General features: G+C 69.5%; 11 protein-coding genes. 4 read left to right on the top strand and 7 right to left on the bottom strand.

Annotated elements, in window-relative coordinates; translation table 11 throughout:
• Nucleotides 1-182 precede the first annotated feature (182 nt).
• Entirely contained in the window at nt 183-2636 is a 2454-nt protein-coding gene (locus tag FOZ74_RS14300) for a Tex family protein (protein WP_146913683.1), read from the bottom strand.
• An 88-nt stretch (nt 2637-2724) separates the two neighbouring features.
• On the opposite strand from FOZ74_RS14300, the gene FOZ74_RS14305 reads away from it, so the two are divergent.
• Complete coding sequence (locus FOZ74_RS14305; protein ID WP_186764603.1) at nt 2725-4137, top strand: MFS transporter; 1413 nt, start codon at nt 2725-2727, stop codon at nt 4135-4137.
• Between the two features lie 77 nt (nt 4138-4214).
• On the opposite strand, the gene wrbA is transcribed toward FOZ74_RS14305, so the two are convergent.
• A complete protein-coding gene (wrbA, locus tag FOZ74_RS14310) occupies nt 4215-4808 on the bottom strand; it encodes an NAD(P)H:quinone oxidoreductase (RefSeq protein ID WP_146913685.1) in 594 nt (197 codons plus the stop codon).
• Between the two features lie 150 nt (nt 4809-4958).
• Here wrbA and FOZ74_RS14315 point away from each other — a divergent pair, with 150 nt between their 5' ends.
• Complete coding sequence (locus FOZ74_RS14315; RefSeq protein ID WP_146913686.1) at nt 4959-5897, top strand: LysR family transcriptional regulator; 939 nt, start codon at nt 4959-4961, stop codon at nt 5895-5897.
• A gap of 21 nt (nt 5898-5918) precedes the next feature.
• Here FOZ74_RS14315 and FOZ74_RS14320 read toward each other — a convergent pair whose 3' ends face one another.
• The 5 genes from FOZ74_RS14320 to FOZ74_RS14340 all read right to left on the bottom strand — a co-directional run bounded on the left by FOZ74_RS14320 (nt 5919) and on the right by FOZ74_RS14340 (nt 14445).
• Complete coding sequence (locus FOZ74_RS14320) at nt 5919-7460, bottom strand: GNAT family N-acetyltransferase (RefSeq protein ID WP_186764604.1); 1542 nt, start codon at nt 7458-7460, stop codon at nt 5919-5921.
• Nucleotides 7453-8739 (bottom strand): phenylacetate--CoA ligase family protein, encoded by a 1287-nt coding sequence (locus FOZ74_RS14325; RefSeq protein ID WP_146913688.1) that lies wholly within the window; start codon nt 8737-8739, stop codon nt 7453-7455. Before FOZ74_RS14325 ends, FOZ74_RS14320 begins: the two co-directional genes overlap by 8 nt.
• A gap of 30 nt (nt 8740-8769) precedes the next feature.
• Nucleotides 8770-11286, bottom strand: coding sequence for an acyl-CoA reductase (locus FOZ74_RS14330; RefSeq protein ID WP_186764605.1), 2517 nt, complete (start codon nt 11284-11286; stop codon nt 8770-8772).
• Nucleotides 11287-11400: 114 nt separating this feature from the next.
• Complete coding sequence (locus tag FOZ74_RS14335) at nt 11401-12570, bottom strand: LuxE/PaaK family acyltransferase (RefSeq protein ID WP_146913690.1); 1170 nt, start codon at nt 12568-12570, stop codon at nt 11401-11403.
• 99 nt (nt 12571-12669) lie between these two features.
• Complete coding sequence (locus tag FOZ74_RS14340) at nt 12670-14445, bottom strand: solute carrier family 23 protein (RefSeq protein WP_186764606.1); 1776 nt, start codon at nt 14443-14445, stop codon at nt 12670-12672.
• A gap of 87 nt (nt 14446-14532) precedes the next feature.
• Here FOZ74_RS14340 and FOZ74_RS14345 point away from each other — a divergent pair, with 87 nt between their 5' ends.
• Nucleotides 14533-14865, top strand: coding sequence for an STAS domain-containing protein (locus FOZ74_RS14345; RefSeq protein WP_146913692.1), 333 nt, complete (start codon nt 14533-14535; stop codon nt 14863-14865).
• Nucleotides 14866-14907: 42 nt separating this feature from the next.
• Nucleotides 14908-15378: an ATP-binding protein gene (locus FOZ74_RS14350; RefSeq protein ID WP_146913693.1), complete on the top strand. Its 471-nt coding sequence runs from the start codon at nt 14908-14910 to the stop codon at nt 15376-15378.
• The last annotated feature ends 73 nt before the right edge of the window (nt 15379-15451 follow it).

Here is a 15451-nt window from a genome sequence, read left to right on the forward strand (position 1 = left end):
GCCGGCTTACGCCGGCGGTGGATTGTCCGTTTACACAAAATTCTGCACACCCTCCGTTTCCGGGATCGGCACCCTTACCACTATTGCCGCAATCTCTACAAGGCGGCCACGTGACGATGATCCAAACGGACGTCGTTGCGCGTTATGCCGAACTTGAGTTCAGTAAGCCGTGCTGGCAGCAGTCAGCGCCCTTGTAGACCCTTGAGCTTCTCGAAGGCCGAAGCCATCGTGGTGGCTGGCGGTGCGTCGACACGGGTGCGCGCGCTGCGCCCCGCGGCTTCGTAGCGGTTTTCACGCGGGGCGTCGCGCCGCGTGGGGGCTGCGTCCAGCTTCATCGTCAGGCTGATGCGCTTGCGCGCCGCGTCCACTTCCAGCACCTTCACTTTCACGATCTGGCCGGTCTTGACGATTTCGCGGGCATCTGCCACGAAGCGGTTGGCCAGCTGGCTCACGTGCACCAGACCGTCCTGGTGCACGCCCAGATCGACGAAGGCGCCAAAGGCGGCGACGTTGCTCACCGTGCCTTCAAGCACCATGCCTTCCTTGAGGTCGGCGATGTCTTGCACGCCGTCGTTGAAGCGGGCCACGGCAAAGTCGGGGCGGGGGTCGCGGCCCGGTTTTTCCAGCTCCTGCAGGATGTCCTTGACGGTGATGGCACCAAACTGCGGCGTGGCAAATTGTTCGGGCTTCAGACTCTTGAGCACTTCGGTGCGGCCCATGAGCTGGTCTATGGGCTTGCCGGTCTGGGTGATGATCCGTTCGATGACCGGATAGGTTTCGGGGTGCACGCCGGTCACGTCCAACGGGTTTTCACCGCCGCGTATGCGCAAGAAGCCCGCAGATTGCTCGAAGGTTTTCGGCCCCAGGCCGGTAACCTTGAGCAGCTGCTGGCGGCTGGCAAAAGCGCCGTGCTGCTCGCGCCAGCGCACGATGGCCTTGGCGGTGGTCTGCGTCAGGCCCGAGACGCGCGCCAGCAGCGGGGCACTGGCGGTGTTCAAGTCCACCCCCACGCCGTTCACGCAGTCTTCCACCACCGCGTCCAGGGTGTGCGCCAACTGGCTCTGGTTCACGTCGTGCTGGTACTGGCCCACGCCTATGCTCTTGGGGTCTATCTTCACCAGCTCGGCCAGCGGGTCTTGCAGGCGGCGCGCGATGCTGGCTGCACCGCGCAGGCTCACGTCCACGTCCGGCAGTTCCTGTGAGGCGTATTCGCTGGCCGAATAGACCGAGGCTCCAGCCTCGCTGACAACTACTTTTTGAATAGCTGCTTGCGCTTGCCCAGTATGGGTTTGAGGCATATTTTGTATTAATTTCAGCAGCTCGCCAGCCAGCTTGTCCGTCTCGCGGCTGGCAGTACCGTTGCCGATGGCGATCAGCTGCACGCCGTGCTTTTGCACCAGGCGCCCCAGAGCAGTCAGGCTGCCGTCCCAGTCGCGCCGGGGTTCGTGCGGGTAGATGGTGGCGGTTTCCAGTAGCTTGCCGGTGGCGTCCACCACCGCCACCTTCACGCCGGTGCGGATGCCGGGATCGAGCCCCATCACCACCTTCTGCCCGGCGGGCGCGGCCAGCAGCAGGTCGCGCAGGTTGTCGGCAAAGACCTTGATGGCCACGGCTTCGGCGGCTTCGCGCAGGCGGGCGAACAGGTCGCGCTCCAGTGACAGGCCGAGCTTGACGCGCCAGGTCCAGGCGATGCATTTGCGCAGCAGGTCGTCGGCAGGGCGCCCTTGGTGGCTCCAGCCCAGGTGCAGCGCGATGCGGCCTTCGGCCAGGCTGGGGCTGTTGCTCTTTCCTACGCTGGGGGAAGGCGGGGATGAGGGCTGGCCTGCGTAAGGCACTGCCTTCGCTGGCCCCCACCCCGACCCTCCCCCAGCGGGGGAGGGAGGCAAAGCCTCAGGCAACACCAGTTTGGCATCCAGGATTTCCAGCTGCCGTCCGCGGAACACCGCCAGCGCCCGGTGGCTGGGCACGCGCGCCATGGGCTCGTCGTAGTCAAAGTAGTCGCGGAATTTGGCTACTTCGGGGTCGGCTTCGTTCTTGCCGGTGACGAGCTTGCTCTGCAGCAGGCCTTCAGCCCAGAGCCACTCGCGCAGGTTCTGCACCAGGGCGGCATCTTCGGTCCAGCGCTCGCTCAGGATGTCGCGCACGCCGTCGAGCACCGCCTGCACGGTGGTGAAGTCTTCTCCCCCTTCGCCTTTTTCAGTTCTCACGTACGGCTGTGCGGCAGCTTGCGGGTCCAGTTGCGGGTCGGCCCACAGCGCGTCGGCCAGGGGCTCGATGCCGAATTCACGCGCAATTTGCCCCTTGGTGCGGCGCTTGGGCTTGTAGGGCAGGTAGAGGTCTTCCAGCTCCTGCTTGGTCGGCGCAGCTTCGATGGCGGCACGCAGCTCGGGTGTGAGCTTGCCTTGCTCCTCGATGCTCTTGAGCACGGCGGCGCGGCGGTCGACCAGCTCGCGCAGGTAGGTAAGGCGGGTTTGCAGCTCGCGCAGCTGCGCGTCGTCCAGGCCGCCCGTCGCCTCCTTGCGGTAGCGGGCGATGAAGGGGACGGTGGCCCCGCCGTCGAGCAGATCGACGGCGGCCTTGACCTGGGATTCGGTGGCGTGGATTTCAGCGGCGATCTGCCGCAGGATGGCTTGCATGGGAGGGGCGGACACAACGCGAAAACCGGCAAGTTTGCCATGCGTGCGCCGCCCGGCAGCGCTGGGCGCGCTCGGGCACACTCGGAACATGCAAGAACAAGAACAGCCCCACGCCGGCGCCGCCGACGACGCCCAGACCCCGGTGCCGCGCGTGCGCATCTTCCTGGTGATCGCGCTGGCGCTCTTGATGATGTCCATCGACTCGACCATCGTCGCGACGGCCTTGCATGCGCTGCAACACGGCCTGGGCACCACCATCAACTGGGCAGGCTGGACGCTGACGGCGTATTCGCTGGGCTTCGTGGTGGCGGTGCCCATCACCGGCAAGCTCAGCGAGCGCTACGGGCGCCGGCGGGTGTTCATCGCCTCGGTGGTGGTGTTCACGCTGGCTTCGCTGCTGTGCGGGCTGGCGACCGACATCTACACGCTGATCGCGCTGCGCATCCTGCAGGCCGCGGGCGGAGCCGGTTTCACGCCCTCGGCCACGGGCATCATCGTGGACCACTTCGGCAGCGCGCGCGACCGGGCGGTGAGCCTGTTCGGCAGCATCTTCCCCATCGGGGCGATGATCGGGCCGATCTTCGGCGGTTTGTTCGTCCACTACTGGGACTGGCGCGGGGTGTTTCTGGTGAACGTGCCCCTCGGCGCGGTGATCCTGTTCTTTGCCTGGCGCCTGATTCCGCACGACCGCAAGCACCACCAGAGCGCGGGCAGCCTGGACGTGACCGGCATGGTGCTGCTGGCCGCCTGCGTGCTTGGCGGCATGCTGGGCGTGAACTACCTGGGCGAGCGCGGCGTGTCCTTTCTCGCGCCGCTGGTGTGGGCGCCGCTGGCGGTGTCGGTGGTGGCGGGCTGGGCCTTCGTGCGCCATCTGGCGCGCACGTGCGAGCCCTTCATAGAGCCGCGACTGCTCCATGGCCCCGACTTCGGGGTGGTGAACCTGGTCAACGTGCTGCTGGGCGGGGTGCCGCTGGGGGCCATCGTGCTGGCGCCGCTGTACGCCACCAACCGCTACGGGATCGACGCGCTGGCTTCGGGCACGCTCTTGATCGCCCAGGGCCTGGCCTCGGTGGTCATGTCGGTGCTGGCGGTGCTGGCGCTCAGGCGTACCGGCTACCGCGCGCCGATTGCCGTGGGCGGCGCGATCACGGCGGCGGGCCTGCTGGTGCTGGCCATGGCGCCGCAACTGGGCGTCACGCCCTATGCCTGGCTGGCCGGCGGCGCGCTGCTGGCGGGCGTGGGCATGGGCATCATCAACCCGGCCAGCCGCAACGCCGGCCTGCAACTGGCGCCGCAGCATTCCTCTTCGGTGGCGGCGATGCGCTCGATGTTCATGCAGGTGGGCACCATCGTCTTCATCTCGGTCAGCACGGCGGTGCTGGCGCCCGTGCGCGACCCCGGCGTTGCGCAGGCCTGGATCTATGCGGTGACCGCGCTGGCCGTGGTGGGCGCGCTGCTGGCGCTGGTGCACCAGGTGCCCGAGCACAAGGGGGCCTGGTAGCGCCGCCGGGGCGAGCGGGCGCAGGCATGAAAAACGCCACCCGGAGGTGGCGTGCGTCACGGCCTTGCGGCAGGGGATCAGGCGATCAGCTTGCCGGCGACCTGCAGCAGACGGCGCACCTGGTAGCGCACGATGTCCTGCACCTCGTCCTTGATTTCGCCCATCGTGCTGCTGGCGCCATAGGGGTTGCCCAGGCCCTTGAACATCGCAGGGTCGGTAAAGCCCGGCGGCACGATGACCGAACCCCAGTGCGCAAACGTGGTGTACATGCCCAGCAGCGTCGATTCCTGGCCGCCATGCAGGTTCTGCGCGCTGGTCATCACGCTCACCGCCTTGCCGGCGAGGTCGCCCTTCTGCCAGATCGGACCCAGCGTGTCGATGAAGGCGCGCATCTGGCTTGCCACGGTGCCAAAGCGCGTGGGCGCGCTGAACAGGAAGGCATTGGCCCATTGCAGGTCTTCCGGCTTGGCTTCGGCGACGTCGGCCGTCTTCTGCTGGAACTCCTTCCAGGCCTGCACCTTGTCGATGACCGCCTGCGGCGCAGTTTCGGCGGCCTTGCGCAGGCGCACCTGGGCGCCGGCTTCTTCGGCCGCCTTGACCGCAATTTCCGCCAGATGGTGGTTGGTGCCATAGCTGCTGTAGTAGATGACTGCGAGTTGGACCTTGCTCATGTTCTTCTCCTTGCGAGGTGGTGTGTGGGGACGGTAAAGATAGGCAATGCGCCGGCTTAGCCCGGAAACTTGCGCAAGCAGTATTATCAAACACGCGCCTATCCGGTATTGATAGGTGTTTCAGTGTTTGATTGTCCTGAAAATAGAACCATGCATGATTTGAACGACATGCTCTACTTCGCCGAGGTGGTGGAGCGTGGCAGCTTTGCCGCTGCGGGACGGGCAATGGGCATACCCAAGTCCCGCCTGTCGCGGCGCATCTCCGAGCTGGAGGCGCAGCTGAGCGTGCGCCTGCTGCAGCGCACCACGCGCACGCTCTCGCTCACGGACGCGGGCCAGGCCTTTCTGGCGCATTGCGTGGCGGTGCGCGAATCGGCGCAGGCAGCGGCCGACGCCGTGGCCCAGGTGCAGGCCGAGCCGCGCGGCACGGTGCGCGTGACCTGCCCGGTGACGCTGGCGCAGACGGTGCTGGCGCGCCAGCTGCCGTTCTATCTGGACCGTTACCCCGAGGTGCGGCTGGACTTGCAGATCAGCAACCGCGTGGTGAATGTGGTGGAAGAGGGCGTGGACGTGGCGCTGCGCGTGCGCAGCTCGCTGGAAGACAGCGGCTCCATGGTGGTCAAGCGCCTGGACGAGGTCTGCCAGGTACTGGTGGCCAGCCCCGCGCAGCTGCGGCGCCAGGGCACGCCGCGCAGTCTGGATGAGCTTGCGGGCATGGACGTGCTCATGCCCTCGGAGAGCGAGGGGCGCGCCAGTGTGCGCCTGATAGGCGCGCAGGGCCGGATGCAGACCGTGGAGCTGGTGCCGCGCTGCGTGATCGACGACCTGCTGTCGCTCAAGTTCGCCGCCATGGCCGGCACCGGCATGGGCTGGCTGCCGGACTACATGGTGGCCCGCGAGCTGGCCGAGGGCAGCCTGGTGCGGCTGCTGCCCGAATGGAGCCAGCCCAAGTCCATCGTGCATGCGGTGTTTGCCTCGCGCCGTGGCATGTCGCCCGCGGTGCGCAGTTTTCTCGACTTCCTGGGCGAGGTGTTTCCCACGCATGCGCCCGAATCCTGCGCCGGGCTGCCGGTCACGCCTGCGGCTTGAGGCGGGGGTAGGGCGGGCGCTTCAATCCAGCCATTCCCGCGCGCGCCAGGCCTTGAAGAGGGCGCTGCGCAGCGCCTCGGCTGCGGGGCCGACGGCATGCACCTGGGTTTCGTCGAGCTCCAGGTTGTTCAGGTACTGCAGGCACAGCGTGGCCGGCCAGGGCATGAAGGGCGTGAGGCCGGCCGGAATGAAGCCCAGCGCCAGCGCGGCCGCGCACACCGCGGGAGCATGGACCTGGCCCGCATCCAGGTGCAGGTAGATCGCATCCATGCGCGCGCGGCACAGTGCGCGCAGTTGGCGCGCCAGGGCCGTGTGCAAGTCCGGGCCTGCGTGCTGCAGCGTGAGGAAGGCCGCGCCCATGTCTTGCACGACCTGGCTGCTCAGCTGTGTGTCGCCCTCCAGTGCCGGCGCCCCTTCCTGTTGCGGCAGCAGAGGCAGGCCGATGGCGCGCGCGCCCGGCTGCACGAGCTCGAGCAGCGCGGGTGGCAGCCACACCTGCAGCGGCTCGACCGGCTGCAGCAGCCTGCAGCTGTGAAAGGCGCTCACGCGCTCGCCCTGGCGGCGCCCCGCGATGCCGCGAAAGCTGGCACTGCCCGGAATCAGCCCGAGCAGCAGTGCCGTGGGGTGGTAGCAGAGGTGGTTGAAGGTTTTCTGCGTATACGGGTGCGCGGCCACCGCGTGCAGGAAGGCCACGCGTTCCGGCCTGCGGGGCAGCGCCTCCTGCACCGTGGTGACGAGACGGGTGAACAGCGCGCTGCCGCGCTCGCTCGGGGCGACGACGGCGGTGCCGATTTCCACCGCGGGGTCGTCGGCCTGTGGCTTGAGCAGCGCGATATGCCCGACGGGGACGCCTTGCTCGCCATGCACCGCCACCCAGGAGGTCAGACGCCCGTCGCTGAGCCTGCCCTGGATGCCTTCGGCGGTATACATGTCGGGGTTGGTGTAGGAATAGCCGTAGGTGCGAAACATCAGCCGCGCCAGGTGAATGGCGTCTTCAGGCTGCATCGGCCGGATGGCGGCCGCCGCCCTGGCCTGGGCGGTGGCATCCGGCGGCTGCGTGGTGTCTGCGGGCGGCGGGTTCGCCGCGCCCGCTGCAGCCTGGGGCAGCATCCATTGCAGCAGCACGTGGTGGCCTTGCTGGCCCTGGTTGAGCACTTCGCAGTGGTCGGCCAGCCGCTGCATCAGGAAGGCGGCCAGGCCGGCGCCGTCTTCATCGGCGGCCTCGGGAGCCTGGGGGTCGTAGTGCGGCAGCAGGCTCAGGTCGTAGGGCAGACCGTTGTCCGACAGGCGCAGCTCCAGGGCCGGGCCTTGCAGCCGGATGCTGGCCTGCAGCTCGTTGCTGGCGTCGTCGCCGGCGTCGTGCCCCAGGTGCAGCACCGTGCCCAGGGCCTCGTCGCAGGCGGCGCAGATGCGCTGCACGCTGGCATGGTCGAAGCCGAGCAGCTGCGCCTGCTGCTGCAGCACGGCCTGCAGCGGCGCAAGGGCGGCAAGGCTGGCGGGCAGCTGCAGTTGCAGCCAGGGGCACACCAGCCCTGCGGCGGTGGTGGCCGGCGGCTCATCCATGGCGCTGGTCCAGCACGCGCAGCAGCTTGCCGCTGCGGGCGTTGGTCTGCAGGCCATCGAGCGTCACCGCCTGCACGCGCAGCGGGTGCACCACGCCCTGCTCCAGCAGGTCGCTGAACATGGGGCGTGCGGCATAGAGGGCCCGGGCAATCTGCGCCGCGCCCAGCTCGCCCAGGCTGGCCGGCTCGGCCAGCGCCAGGCGCAGGCAGCATTCGTCGCGCTCGCCATGGTGCGAGATCAGCAGCTGGAAGTCCTTGAAGCCCTGCAGCACGCCTTGCGCCTGCAGCGTGGTGAGCGCCTGGCGGATGTCGTCTACGTACAGCGTCATCGGACCCACGCGCGCGCCTTCCTCGGTGCGCCCCAGCAGGCGAAAGCGCCGCTCGGGCGTGCCCGGCGGGTCCACCCACTCGCCGCGGTCACCCACCGGGTAGCGCACGATGGGCATGAGGCGGCGCAGCAGGTTGGTGACGACCAGGCGTCCGGGCACCCCCGTCGCGTCAATGGGCGCGCCGCTGCCCTCGTCGATGATCTCCAGCACCGTGCTTTCGTCGTAGCTGCGGTGCACGCCGGGCTCGGCGTCGGGCTCGGTCCAGCCCAGCTCGCCGTAGTCCACGCCGGCCACGCTGATGGAGCGCACCACGCAGTCCGGAAACAGGGCCTGCACGCGCGCGATCTGGTCGGCGAACATGGGCTCGCCGGCAAACAGGATGAGGCGCAGGGACAGCCGCTCGCGGTCTTCGGGCGTGAGCAGCTCCAGCAGCTTCATGAGGGTGGTGGGCACGCCGGCGAGCACGTTCAGGTCGAACTGGCGCCAGATGGCCAGTGCCTCGTGCAGGTCGTCGCCCGCGATGGGATAGCCTACGCCCAGGCCCGCCGCCTCGATGACGCGCTGCGAGAACAGGAAGGACGCATAAAGCTTGCCGGCGTAAAACAGGTTGCCCACGCGGTCGCCGGCGCGCAGCAGCACACGCAGGCGCGCGCCACTTCTTTCGGTGAAGGCCTGCCATTCGGCGTTGGTGAAGACCGAATATTTGGGCTGGCCGGTGGTGCCGCCGCTCTTGAAGGTGATGCCGCTGTCAAGGGGTGCGGTGAGCACCTGGTTGCCCTGCACGGTGTTGGCGGCCCAGAAGCGCCGGCTGTCCAGCACCGGGTAGTCGCTCAGGCTGGCGCTGGCGGGCGGCACCTGGGCCCAATAGTCGCGGTAGAAGGGCGAGCGGGCGCGCACGAAGGCGAGCAGCTCGGGCAGCAGCGAGGGCGGAGGCGGTGAAATCGGGGGCATGGGAGGCTCTCCTTGCACTGGCCGGCGCGTTCAGGCGCCGACGCGGTGGTCGCAGATGTGGATGATCTTGCCGCTCACGGGGTTGCGCGTGAAGCCGCTGTCCTCGTGCACGCTGATGCGCAGCGCCAGCGCGATGCCCAGGCTCTGGCAGTCCTGCAGCGGCGGATAGCTGGCCAGCAGGTGGGCTATGGCGGCCTGGTCGTCGGCGCTGTTCCACTGGTTGTCCAGGCGGATTTCCAGTTCGGTGTGCGTCTGGTGCGCATGCAGGTGCAGCTGCACCGGGCCGGGGTAGGCAAAGCGTTCGCCCAGCAGCTTGACAAAGCTGTCGTAGCGCATCAGCGGACCGGCCTTGAACACGTCGCCCAGGCGCCCCAGCAGTTCGAAGCGCGGCTCCTGGCGTCCGCAGGCGCAGGGGCCGGGCAGCCAGCGGCCCAGGTCGCCGATTTCGTAGCGCTCGATGCGCGGCAGGCCGCGCACCAGCGGGGTGAAGATCAGGCGCCCGACGGCCTCGCCCTGCACCGGGGTGTCGCTGTCCAGCTCGACGATCTCCAGCGTCTGCAGCCGCGTGTACAGGTGGTGCACGCCGCCGCCGCCGTGCGCGCACTGGTAGCCCATGGGGCCGGCGTCGTTGGAGCCGTAGGCGGCCGAGCGCACCAGGGCCACGCCGCAGTCCTGGGTGAGAAAGCGCTGCTGGGCGCCGGAGAGCGCTTCACCGCCGTAGAAGATTTTCTGCACCCCGCCCCAGGCGCGCAGGCGCTGGCCCTGGGCCTTGAACAGGGCCAGCAGGTGCGGCGGCACGCCGATCAGGGTGTTGGCGCCGTGGGCGATGATCTGCTCGGCGATGAAGTCGTAGTCCGGCGACATGGCCATGGGCAGCTGGCGCACCTTCAGCCGCTCCAGAATGCCCCAGAAGCTGATGAAGCCGCCGTAGAGGCTGCCCGCGGGCAGCAGGTTCATCACGCAGTCGCGCCCGGGCTCCAGCCCCGCGGCCACCAGGCCGTCGCCCGAAGTGGCCATCTGCACGTCGAAGTCGCTCCAGCGGTAGCCCGCGTAGGCGATCTTGCCGCTGGAGCCGCCGCTGCGCACGATGACGCCGGCCTTCGGGTCCACCCCTTCGAGTGCCTGAAAGCCCGCCTTGCTCAGGATGGGCGCGGCCGGCGGCGGCATGCGCTCGGGCGCTTCCAGCGCGTCGATCTGGCCATGCTCGCGCAGCAGCTCGGGGCCGTCGACCGAGACGCGCCGCGCCAGCTGCTGCAGCGCGTACATGCCGTCGTGCGGCGCGCCTAGGTAGCTGTCCACCATCTCGCCGGGACGGGTGATGCGCGTGACCCCGGCCGAGAGCAGCAGCCGCGCGAGCGGCGCGATGCTGGCCAGCCCCGCCGCCAGGCCGCAGGTCTGCAGCCAGGCGCGCATGGGGCGCAGCTGCGCCGCAAGCTGGCTGCGCTGCACCGGCTTGAGCCAGATGCTGCGAAAGAGTGGTGAGGGGCGCAGTCCCGGGCGGGTGTCCAGCAGGATGCGCCAGCCGCCCGCGGGGTCTTCGATCACCCGGGTCAGGCCCAGCGCCTGCTCGCTGCGCACCACGCTCACCACGCTGGTGATTTCGGCCTGCTCGGCGCTGTCCGGCTGTTGTGCGGCGATGGCGGGGGAGATGCGCGTCAGCAGCGCCGCCAGGCGCTGCGCCAGCGCGTGCAGCCCGGCCTCGTCGGTTTCAGCCATCAATGTTTGCGGGCTGGAGCAGGCCTGCTGGTCCAGGCGGCAGACGTCGCGCGCAAAGCCTTCCAGCGCCGCGTCGTCGTCCAGGCTGTCGGCCGCCAGGTAGGCAAACGACACCTTGTGCCCCCAGGCGATCAGGCGCGCGTGGCCGGGCACCATGGAGCGCACCGCGGCCATGGCCTTTTCGCCGCCCCAGGCGGAGACCGCGTCGGCGCAGGCCATGAGCTGGCGCAGCGCCTGCTGCTCGCTGGAGGGCAGGGCGAGCACCGCGATGTAGTCGGCCAGGTGCCCGGACACGTCGGCCTGCACCAGCGCCTGGGCAAACAGCTGGGCCACGTGGCCGTCGCGCGCGCTGGTCTTGACCACGTTGACGTTGCCCGTGAGCAGTCCCTCCACCAGGCCGAGCGCGGCCACGGTGAAGACGTTGGATGGCGCGATGTGCACCACGCAGCCGCAGGCCGCCCAGGCCTCGAACTGGCGGCCGGGGTAGCGCCGCTGCAGCGTGCCGGGGTAGTGGCTGCCCAGCTCGCTGCGCAGTTTTTCGTGCAGTGCGTCCTGGTCCAGGATGGCGGCCATGGCCTGCAGCATGGCCAGCGCGTCGGCCTCGGTGCTGGTGCGCAGTGCCTCTCGCAGCAGGGCCGGGTAGCAGCCGGTGCGGTCGCTGATCTGCCGCGATACGCTGTGGCAGGCCGCGACCAGCGCCTGCAGCGGGAAGGGCCGGGGCAGGGTGGCGTCGATGTGTGCGGACAAGCCCTGCAGCGCGGCGGGCAATTCTTCAGCCTGCAGCCAGCGCCCGAACCAGTAGCAGGCGGTGGGGGCCAGGGGGGAGCTCATGGTGCGGTGTCCTTGCAATGGCGGGTTTGGTGTTTCTCGGTATTCATAGCTGCTGGCGCTTGACTGGCAAGCGTTTGAGCCGTTTTTCATTCATATTCTTGCGGCAGCCAGGCATCAGCCCGCAGGCAGCAGCTCGGCCGCCGCGGCCGCGCAGCTCTTGTTCGAGGAGGTGCCCGCCCGGCCCAGGATCTCGAACCACGGGGTGGGCGTGCCGCAGCCGCAGCTGTGTGCGGGGTGCAGCACGCCGAGGTCGCCCATCACCACGCTGTGCGCCGGCACGCTGGTGATGTAGGGAGAGAGGAAGGACAGGAAGCCCGCCTGCCCGTGCGCCAGCGGCCCGAGCGTGGCCACGTCGCGCACCAGCACGCGCGACCAGGTGGGCTGGTGCAGGTGGTTGTGCTTGCAGCTGGTGTAGGGGATGCTGTGCTCCACCGAGCCGAAGGTCTCCACGATGCGCTCGCCGGCGATGCCCAGCTGGCGCGCGATGCTGGCGTGCATTGCCTCCTTGGCGATGGCCTGGTCGGCATGGCCCTTCCAGCCACCGCCCAGGATGACCGCGCTGCCCGGGGCCAGCTGCAGCGGCGGGACGCCCATTTTTTCCAGCCGCTGCAGCGTGAAGTGCAGGAAGGCCGGAAAGCCGATGATGCGCACCGGCGTGCTGCCCTCGGCCCAGCGCTGCAGCCTGGCCACCGCGCCAAAGGCGTCGAACTCGTGCTGCCCCTGGCCGAGCGCGCGCAGCGTCCAGAACACCTCGGCCGCGGGGGCGTAGCGCATCAGGTACTGGTTGGTGTTGGAGGTGCCCACGCGCAGGCCGTCGCAGGGCTCGTAGGCGTTCACCAGGTAGTGCGCGGGCTCGCTGCTGACCATGCCGCGCGCCTGCATGCAGTCGTCGGCCATGCGCCGCCCGTGTCCTATGGTGAAGGCGTCGAAGAACATCTGCGACTTCTGCCCCGTGGTGCCGGACGAAGTCAGGTGCAGCGTGATGGCGTCTTCGGGCACGCTCAGGATCTCATGCTGCTTGAAGAAATTGGCATGCACCGGCGGCAGCGCGATCAGGTCGTCGAGGGTGCGCAACGCATCCACGTCCACCTGGTGCTGCGCCAGCAGCCTGGCATACCAGGGCGAGCGCTGCTGGTGCCAGCGCGTGATGTCGCGCATGGCGGTGATGAAGGCCGCCTCGCTGTCCGCTTCGGGCAAATAGGGCGTGGTGATTGCGCAGAACTGCTGCACGCTGGGCGGCGCGGCAAGCTCGGGCTGCGCGCCGGCGGCGCAATTGACTCGCATGGTGTCGTCTCCGTGGCAAGGCCTCTGGCGGGCTCTGAATGGCTGCAGTCTAGCCTGCGCGGCGCGCGTGCCCGCGGCAGGCGGCGGGCGTCGGGCGTTTCAGTGCTCGAAATGCAGGCGCACGAAGGACTGTCCCGCGCTCGCGCCGGTGCTGACCCGGTCGGCCAGGTAGTGCAGCAGCTGCCCCGACAGGGGCGCCAGCGCGGCGTCGATGGCGCTGTCGTCCGCGCCGTCCAGCAGGGCCGCGGGATCGGGCAGCTGCGCCTGGCCGCCGCCCAGGCGCAGCGGCGCGCCACTGTGCAGCAGCTCGATGTCCAGATTGAATTCGTCGAACTGCCCGCGGATGGCACTGAGCCGGCGCGCGTCCGTGCCGGCGGGTGCGGGGCTGGCCAGGATGGCCTCGGCGGCCTCCAGCGCGGCCATGGCGGCGCGCTGGACCACGTCGCGGCGCGCGCCCCAGGCGGCCCCGCGGGTCTCGACGAAGTTGGTGATCTCGCCGTGCAGCTCCTCAGCCGGCGCGTGCAGGGCCTGGCGCGCGCGCTGCGCCACGCCCAGGCGGAACAGCAGGTTCAGCGCGATCACCAGCACCCCTGCCACGACAAAACCGTTGCCCAGCAAAAAGCGCAGCCCCTCGGGCGCCTGCTGCGCCAGCTGCGGCATCTGCATCACCGCCAGCCCTGCGGACAGCGACAGGCCGACGGCGAACAGCACCCGGCTGTCGATCGCGCGCGAGACCGTCAGCTGCATGCCGGAGACCATCAGATAGCCCGCCGCGTACAGGCCCACCGCGCCGAGCACCGGCTCGGGCACCAGCGTGAGCGCCAGCGTCAGCTTGGGCAGGAAGGCCGCCAGCGCCAGCAGCGCCGCCACCGCCAGGCCGATGGCGCGGGCCGTGGAGCGCGTGGCATAGGCCAGCGCGATGTTGGCCGAACTGGTGGAGGTAGGCAGCGCGCCGAGCAGGCCCATGAGCAGGTTGCCCACGCCGTTGGCCTGTATGCCCCTGCCTATGGCCGCCATGTCGGCGCGACGCCAGTCGGCGTCTTCCATCTTGTCGAGCATGATCACGCTGCCCAGGGTGTCGAGCTGCGAGAGGATGGCCACCAGCGCCACGGCCAGCAGCACGTCGCCCTGCAGGTGCCAGCGCGGCGCGGCCAGCTCGGGCAGGGCCAGCAGCGCGGCGTCCGACAGGGCCTGCGTGCCCTCCAGCCTGCCGAGCAGCGCCGCCACCGCCACGCCGGCCGCCATGGCCAGCAGCAGGGCCATCAGGCGCAGGCGCCTGCCCCAGACCGACAGGCCGACAATGCCCGCCAGCGTGACGCCGGCCACCGCGGCGCTGGCGGCGTCGACGCTCCACTGCCCGGGCGTGAGCCCCAGCGCGCGCTGGATGGAGCCCGCCACCAGCGCCACACCCGCCATGCAGATCACCGTGCCGACGACGGGCGGCGGAAACAGCGGGCGGGTGCGGCGCACCAGCGGCACCATGGCCAGGGACACCAGCCCGTGCACCAGCGCGGCCGGCGCCATGGCGCCCAGGCCGTAGGCGCCCAGCAGACTGGCGGCCAGCGTGATCATCATGGCGCTGGGAATGTTCACCACCAGCACGCCCGCGCCCCAGCGCCCGCCCCAGGCCTGCATGGCGGTGGTCAATGCCATCGCCAGCAGGGTCAGCGCGACCATGGTCTGGGTGTCCGCGCGCGACAGGCCCGCCAGGCGCGCGGTCACCAGCACGTAGGCGATGAAGGCCATGGCGGTGGCCGCATGCTGCAGCGCCAGTACCCACAGGGCCGACACCGGCGGGCGCTCGTTGGCAGCGTAAGCGAGGTCGGGCACGCGACGGTGCGGGGCGGGGCGGGCAGGCAGGTGGAACAAGGGCATGCGCAGGCAGGGACTGGAGTGAACGCTATCATCCGCGATATCCGCATTGCGCCGGCCGAAGCTGCGCGTTCCGAGAGGCATTCACCCATGGACATCGTTCCCGAGACCACCGCCACGGCCACCATCGTGCCGCTGCAGGGGCAGATCAACAGCGCCAATGCGGCGGAAGCGGAATCGCGGCTGCTGGCCTTAGTCGATGGCGGTGCGCGCAACCTGGTGCTGGATTTTTCCGGGCTCAACTACATCTCCAGCGCCGGCCTGCGCCTGGTGCTGGTGCTGGCCAAGCGCATGAAGCAGGAGGGCGGACGCCTGGTGCTGTGCGCGATGCAGCCGCACGTGCGCGAGGTGTTCGAGATCAGCGGCTTTCTCGCCATCCTGGACGTGCAGGCCACGCGCCAGGATGCGCTGGCCAGGTTCTAGCGCCCATCGCCTTGTTGCACACCCCCGCGCTGCGGCGTCCACATGACGGTTGGCACAACACCCGAGCCCTGGCCCGTCTGGCAGCAAGCTCCGCATGAGTTCGCCCCGGACAGCGGCGCCCAGGCGGTGGCCGCGTCGCTGGCCTGGCTGGAGGCATTGTGTGAACAACTGGACTTGCCGGCGCAGCTGGGCTTTGCCGTCGGTCTGTGCGCGGACGAGGCGCTGGCCAACGTCACCGCCAATGCGCGCGCGCCGGGCGGCGCACCGGCGCAGGTGTGGCTGGCGTTTGGCCGGCTCGAAGGCGGGATGGGCCTGCTGGTGGCGGACGATGGAGCGCCCTTCGATCCCACGCACAAGGCGAGCCCCGAGCTTGCAGCATCGCTCGAAGAGGCCGTGCCCGGCGGGCATGGACTGCGCCTGATGCGCCACTACACGCGCGCCATGCACTACCGGCGCCTGCCGGAGCGCAACGAGCTGCTGCTGGTGTTTGCGCTCCAGGGCAGCGCCGATTAGGTCCATGCGGCGCAACGCCGTGGAGCCATGGCTGCGCCGTTGCTGCTTTAGCGGCGCAAGCCATGTAACATGC

This window comes from Comamonas flocculans (assembly GCF_007954405.1).
Lineage (GTDB): Bacteria > Pseudomonadota > Gammaproteobacteria > Burkholderiales > Burkholderiaceae_C > Comamonas_C > Comamonas_C flocculans.

Excerpts from the sequence above, each read along its gene's own strand:
- FOZ74_RS14315 (WP_146913686.1), top strand. The coding sequence starts at position 4,959 with ATGCATGATTTGAACGACATGCTCTACTTCGCCGAGGTGGTGGAGCGT.
- FOZ74_RS14340 (WP_186764606.1), bottom strand. The coding sequence starts at position 14,445 with ATGCCCTTGTTCCACCTGCCTGCCCGCCCCGCCCCGCACCGTCGCGTG.
- FOZ74_RS14325 (WP_146913688.1), bottom strand. The coding sequence starts at position 8,739 with ATGCCCCCGATTTCACCGCCTCCGCCCTCGCTGCTGCCCGAGCTGCTC.
- FOZ74_RS14335 (WP_146913690.1), bottom strand. The coding sequence starts at position 12,570 with ATGCGAGTCAATTGCGCCGCCGGCGCGCAGCCCGAGCTTGCCGCGCCG.
- FOZ74_RS14320 (WP_186764604.1), bottom strand. The coding sequence starts at position 7,460 with ATGGATGAGCCGCCGGCCACCACCGCCGCAGGGCTGGTGTGCCCCTGG.
- FOZ74_RS14330 (WP_186764605.1), bottom strand. The coding sequence starts at position 11,286 with ATGAGCTCCCCCCTGGCCCCCACCGCCTGCTACTGGTTCGGGCGCTGG.
- FOZ74_RS14345 (WP_146913692.1), top strand. The coding sequence starts at position 14,533 with ATGGACATCGTTCCCGAGACCACCGCCACGGCCACCATCGTGCCGCTG.
- FOZ74_RS14350 (WP_146913693.1), top strand. The coding sequence starts at position 14,908 with ATGACGGTTGGCACAACACCCGAGCCCTGGCCCGTCTGGCAGCAAGCT.
- FOZ74_RS14305 (WP_186764603.1), top strand. The coding sequence starts at position 2,725 with ATGCAAGAACAAGAACAGCCCCACGCCGGCGCCGCCGACGACGCCCAG.
- FOZ74_RS14300 (WP_146913683.1), bottom strand. The coding sequence starts at position 2,636 with ATGCAAGCCATCCTGCGGCAGATCGCCGCTGAAATCCACGCCACCGAA.
- wrbA (WP_146913685.1), bottom strand. The coding sequence starts at position 4,808 with ATGAGCAAGGTCCAACTCGCAGTCATCTACTACAGCAGCTATGGCACC.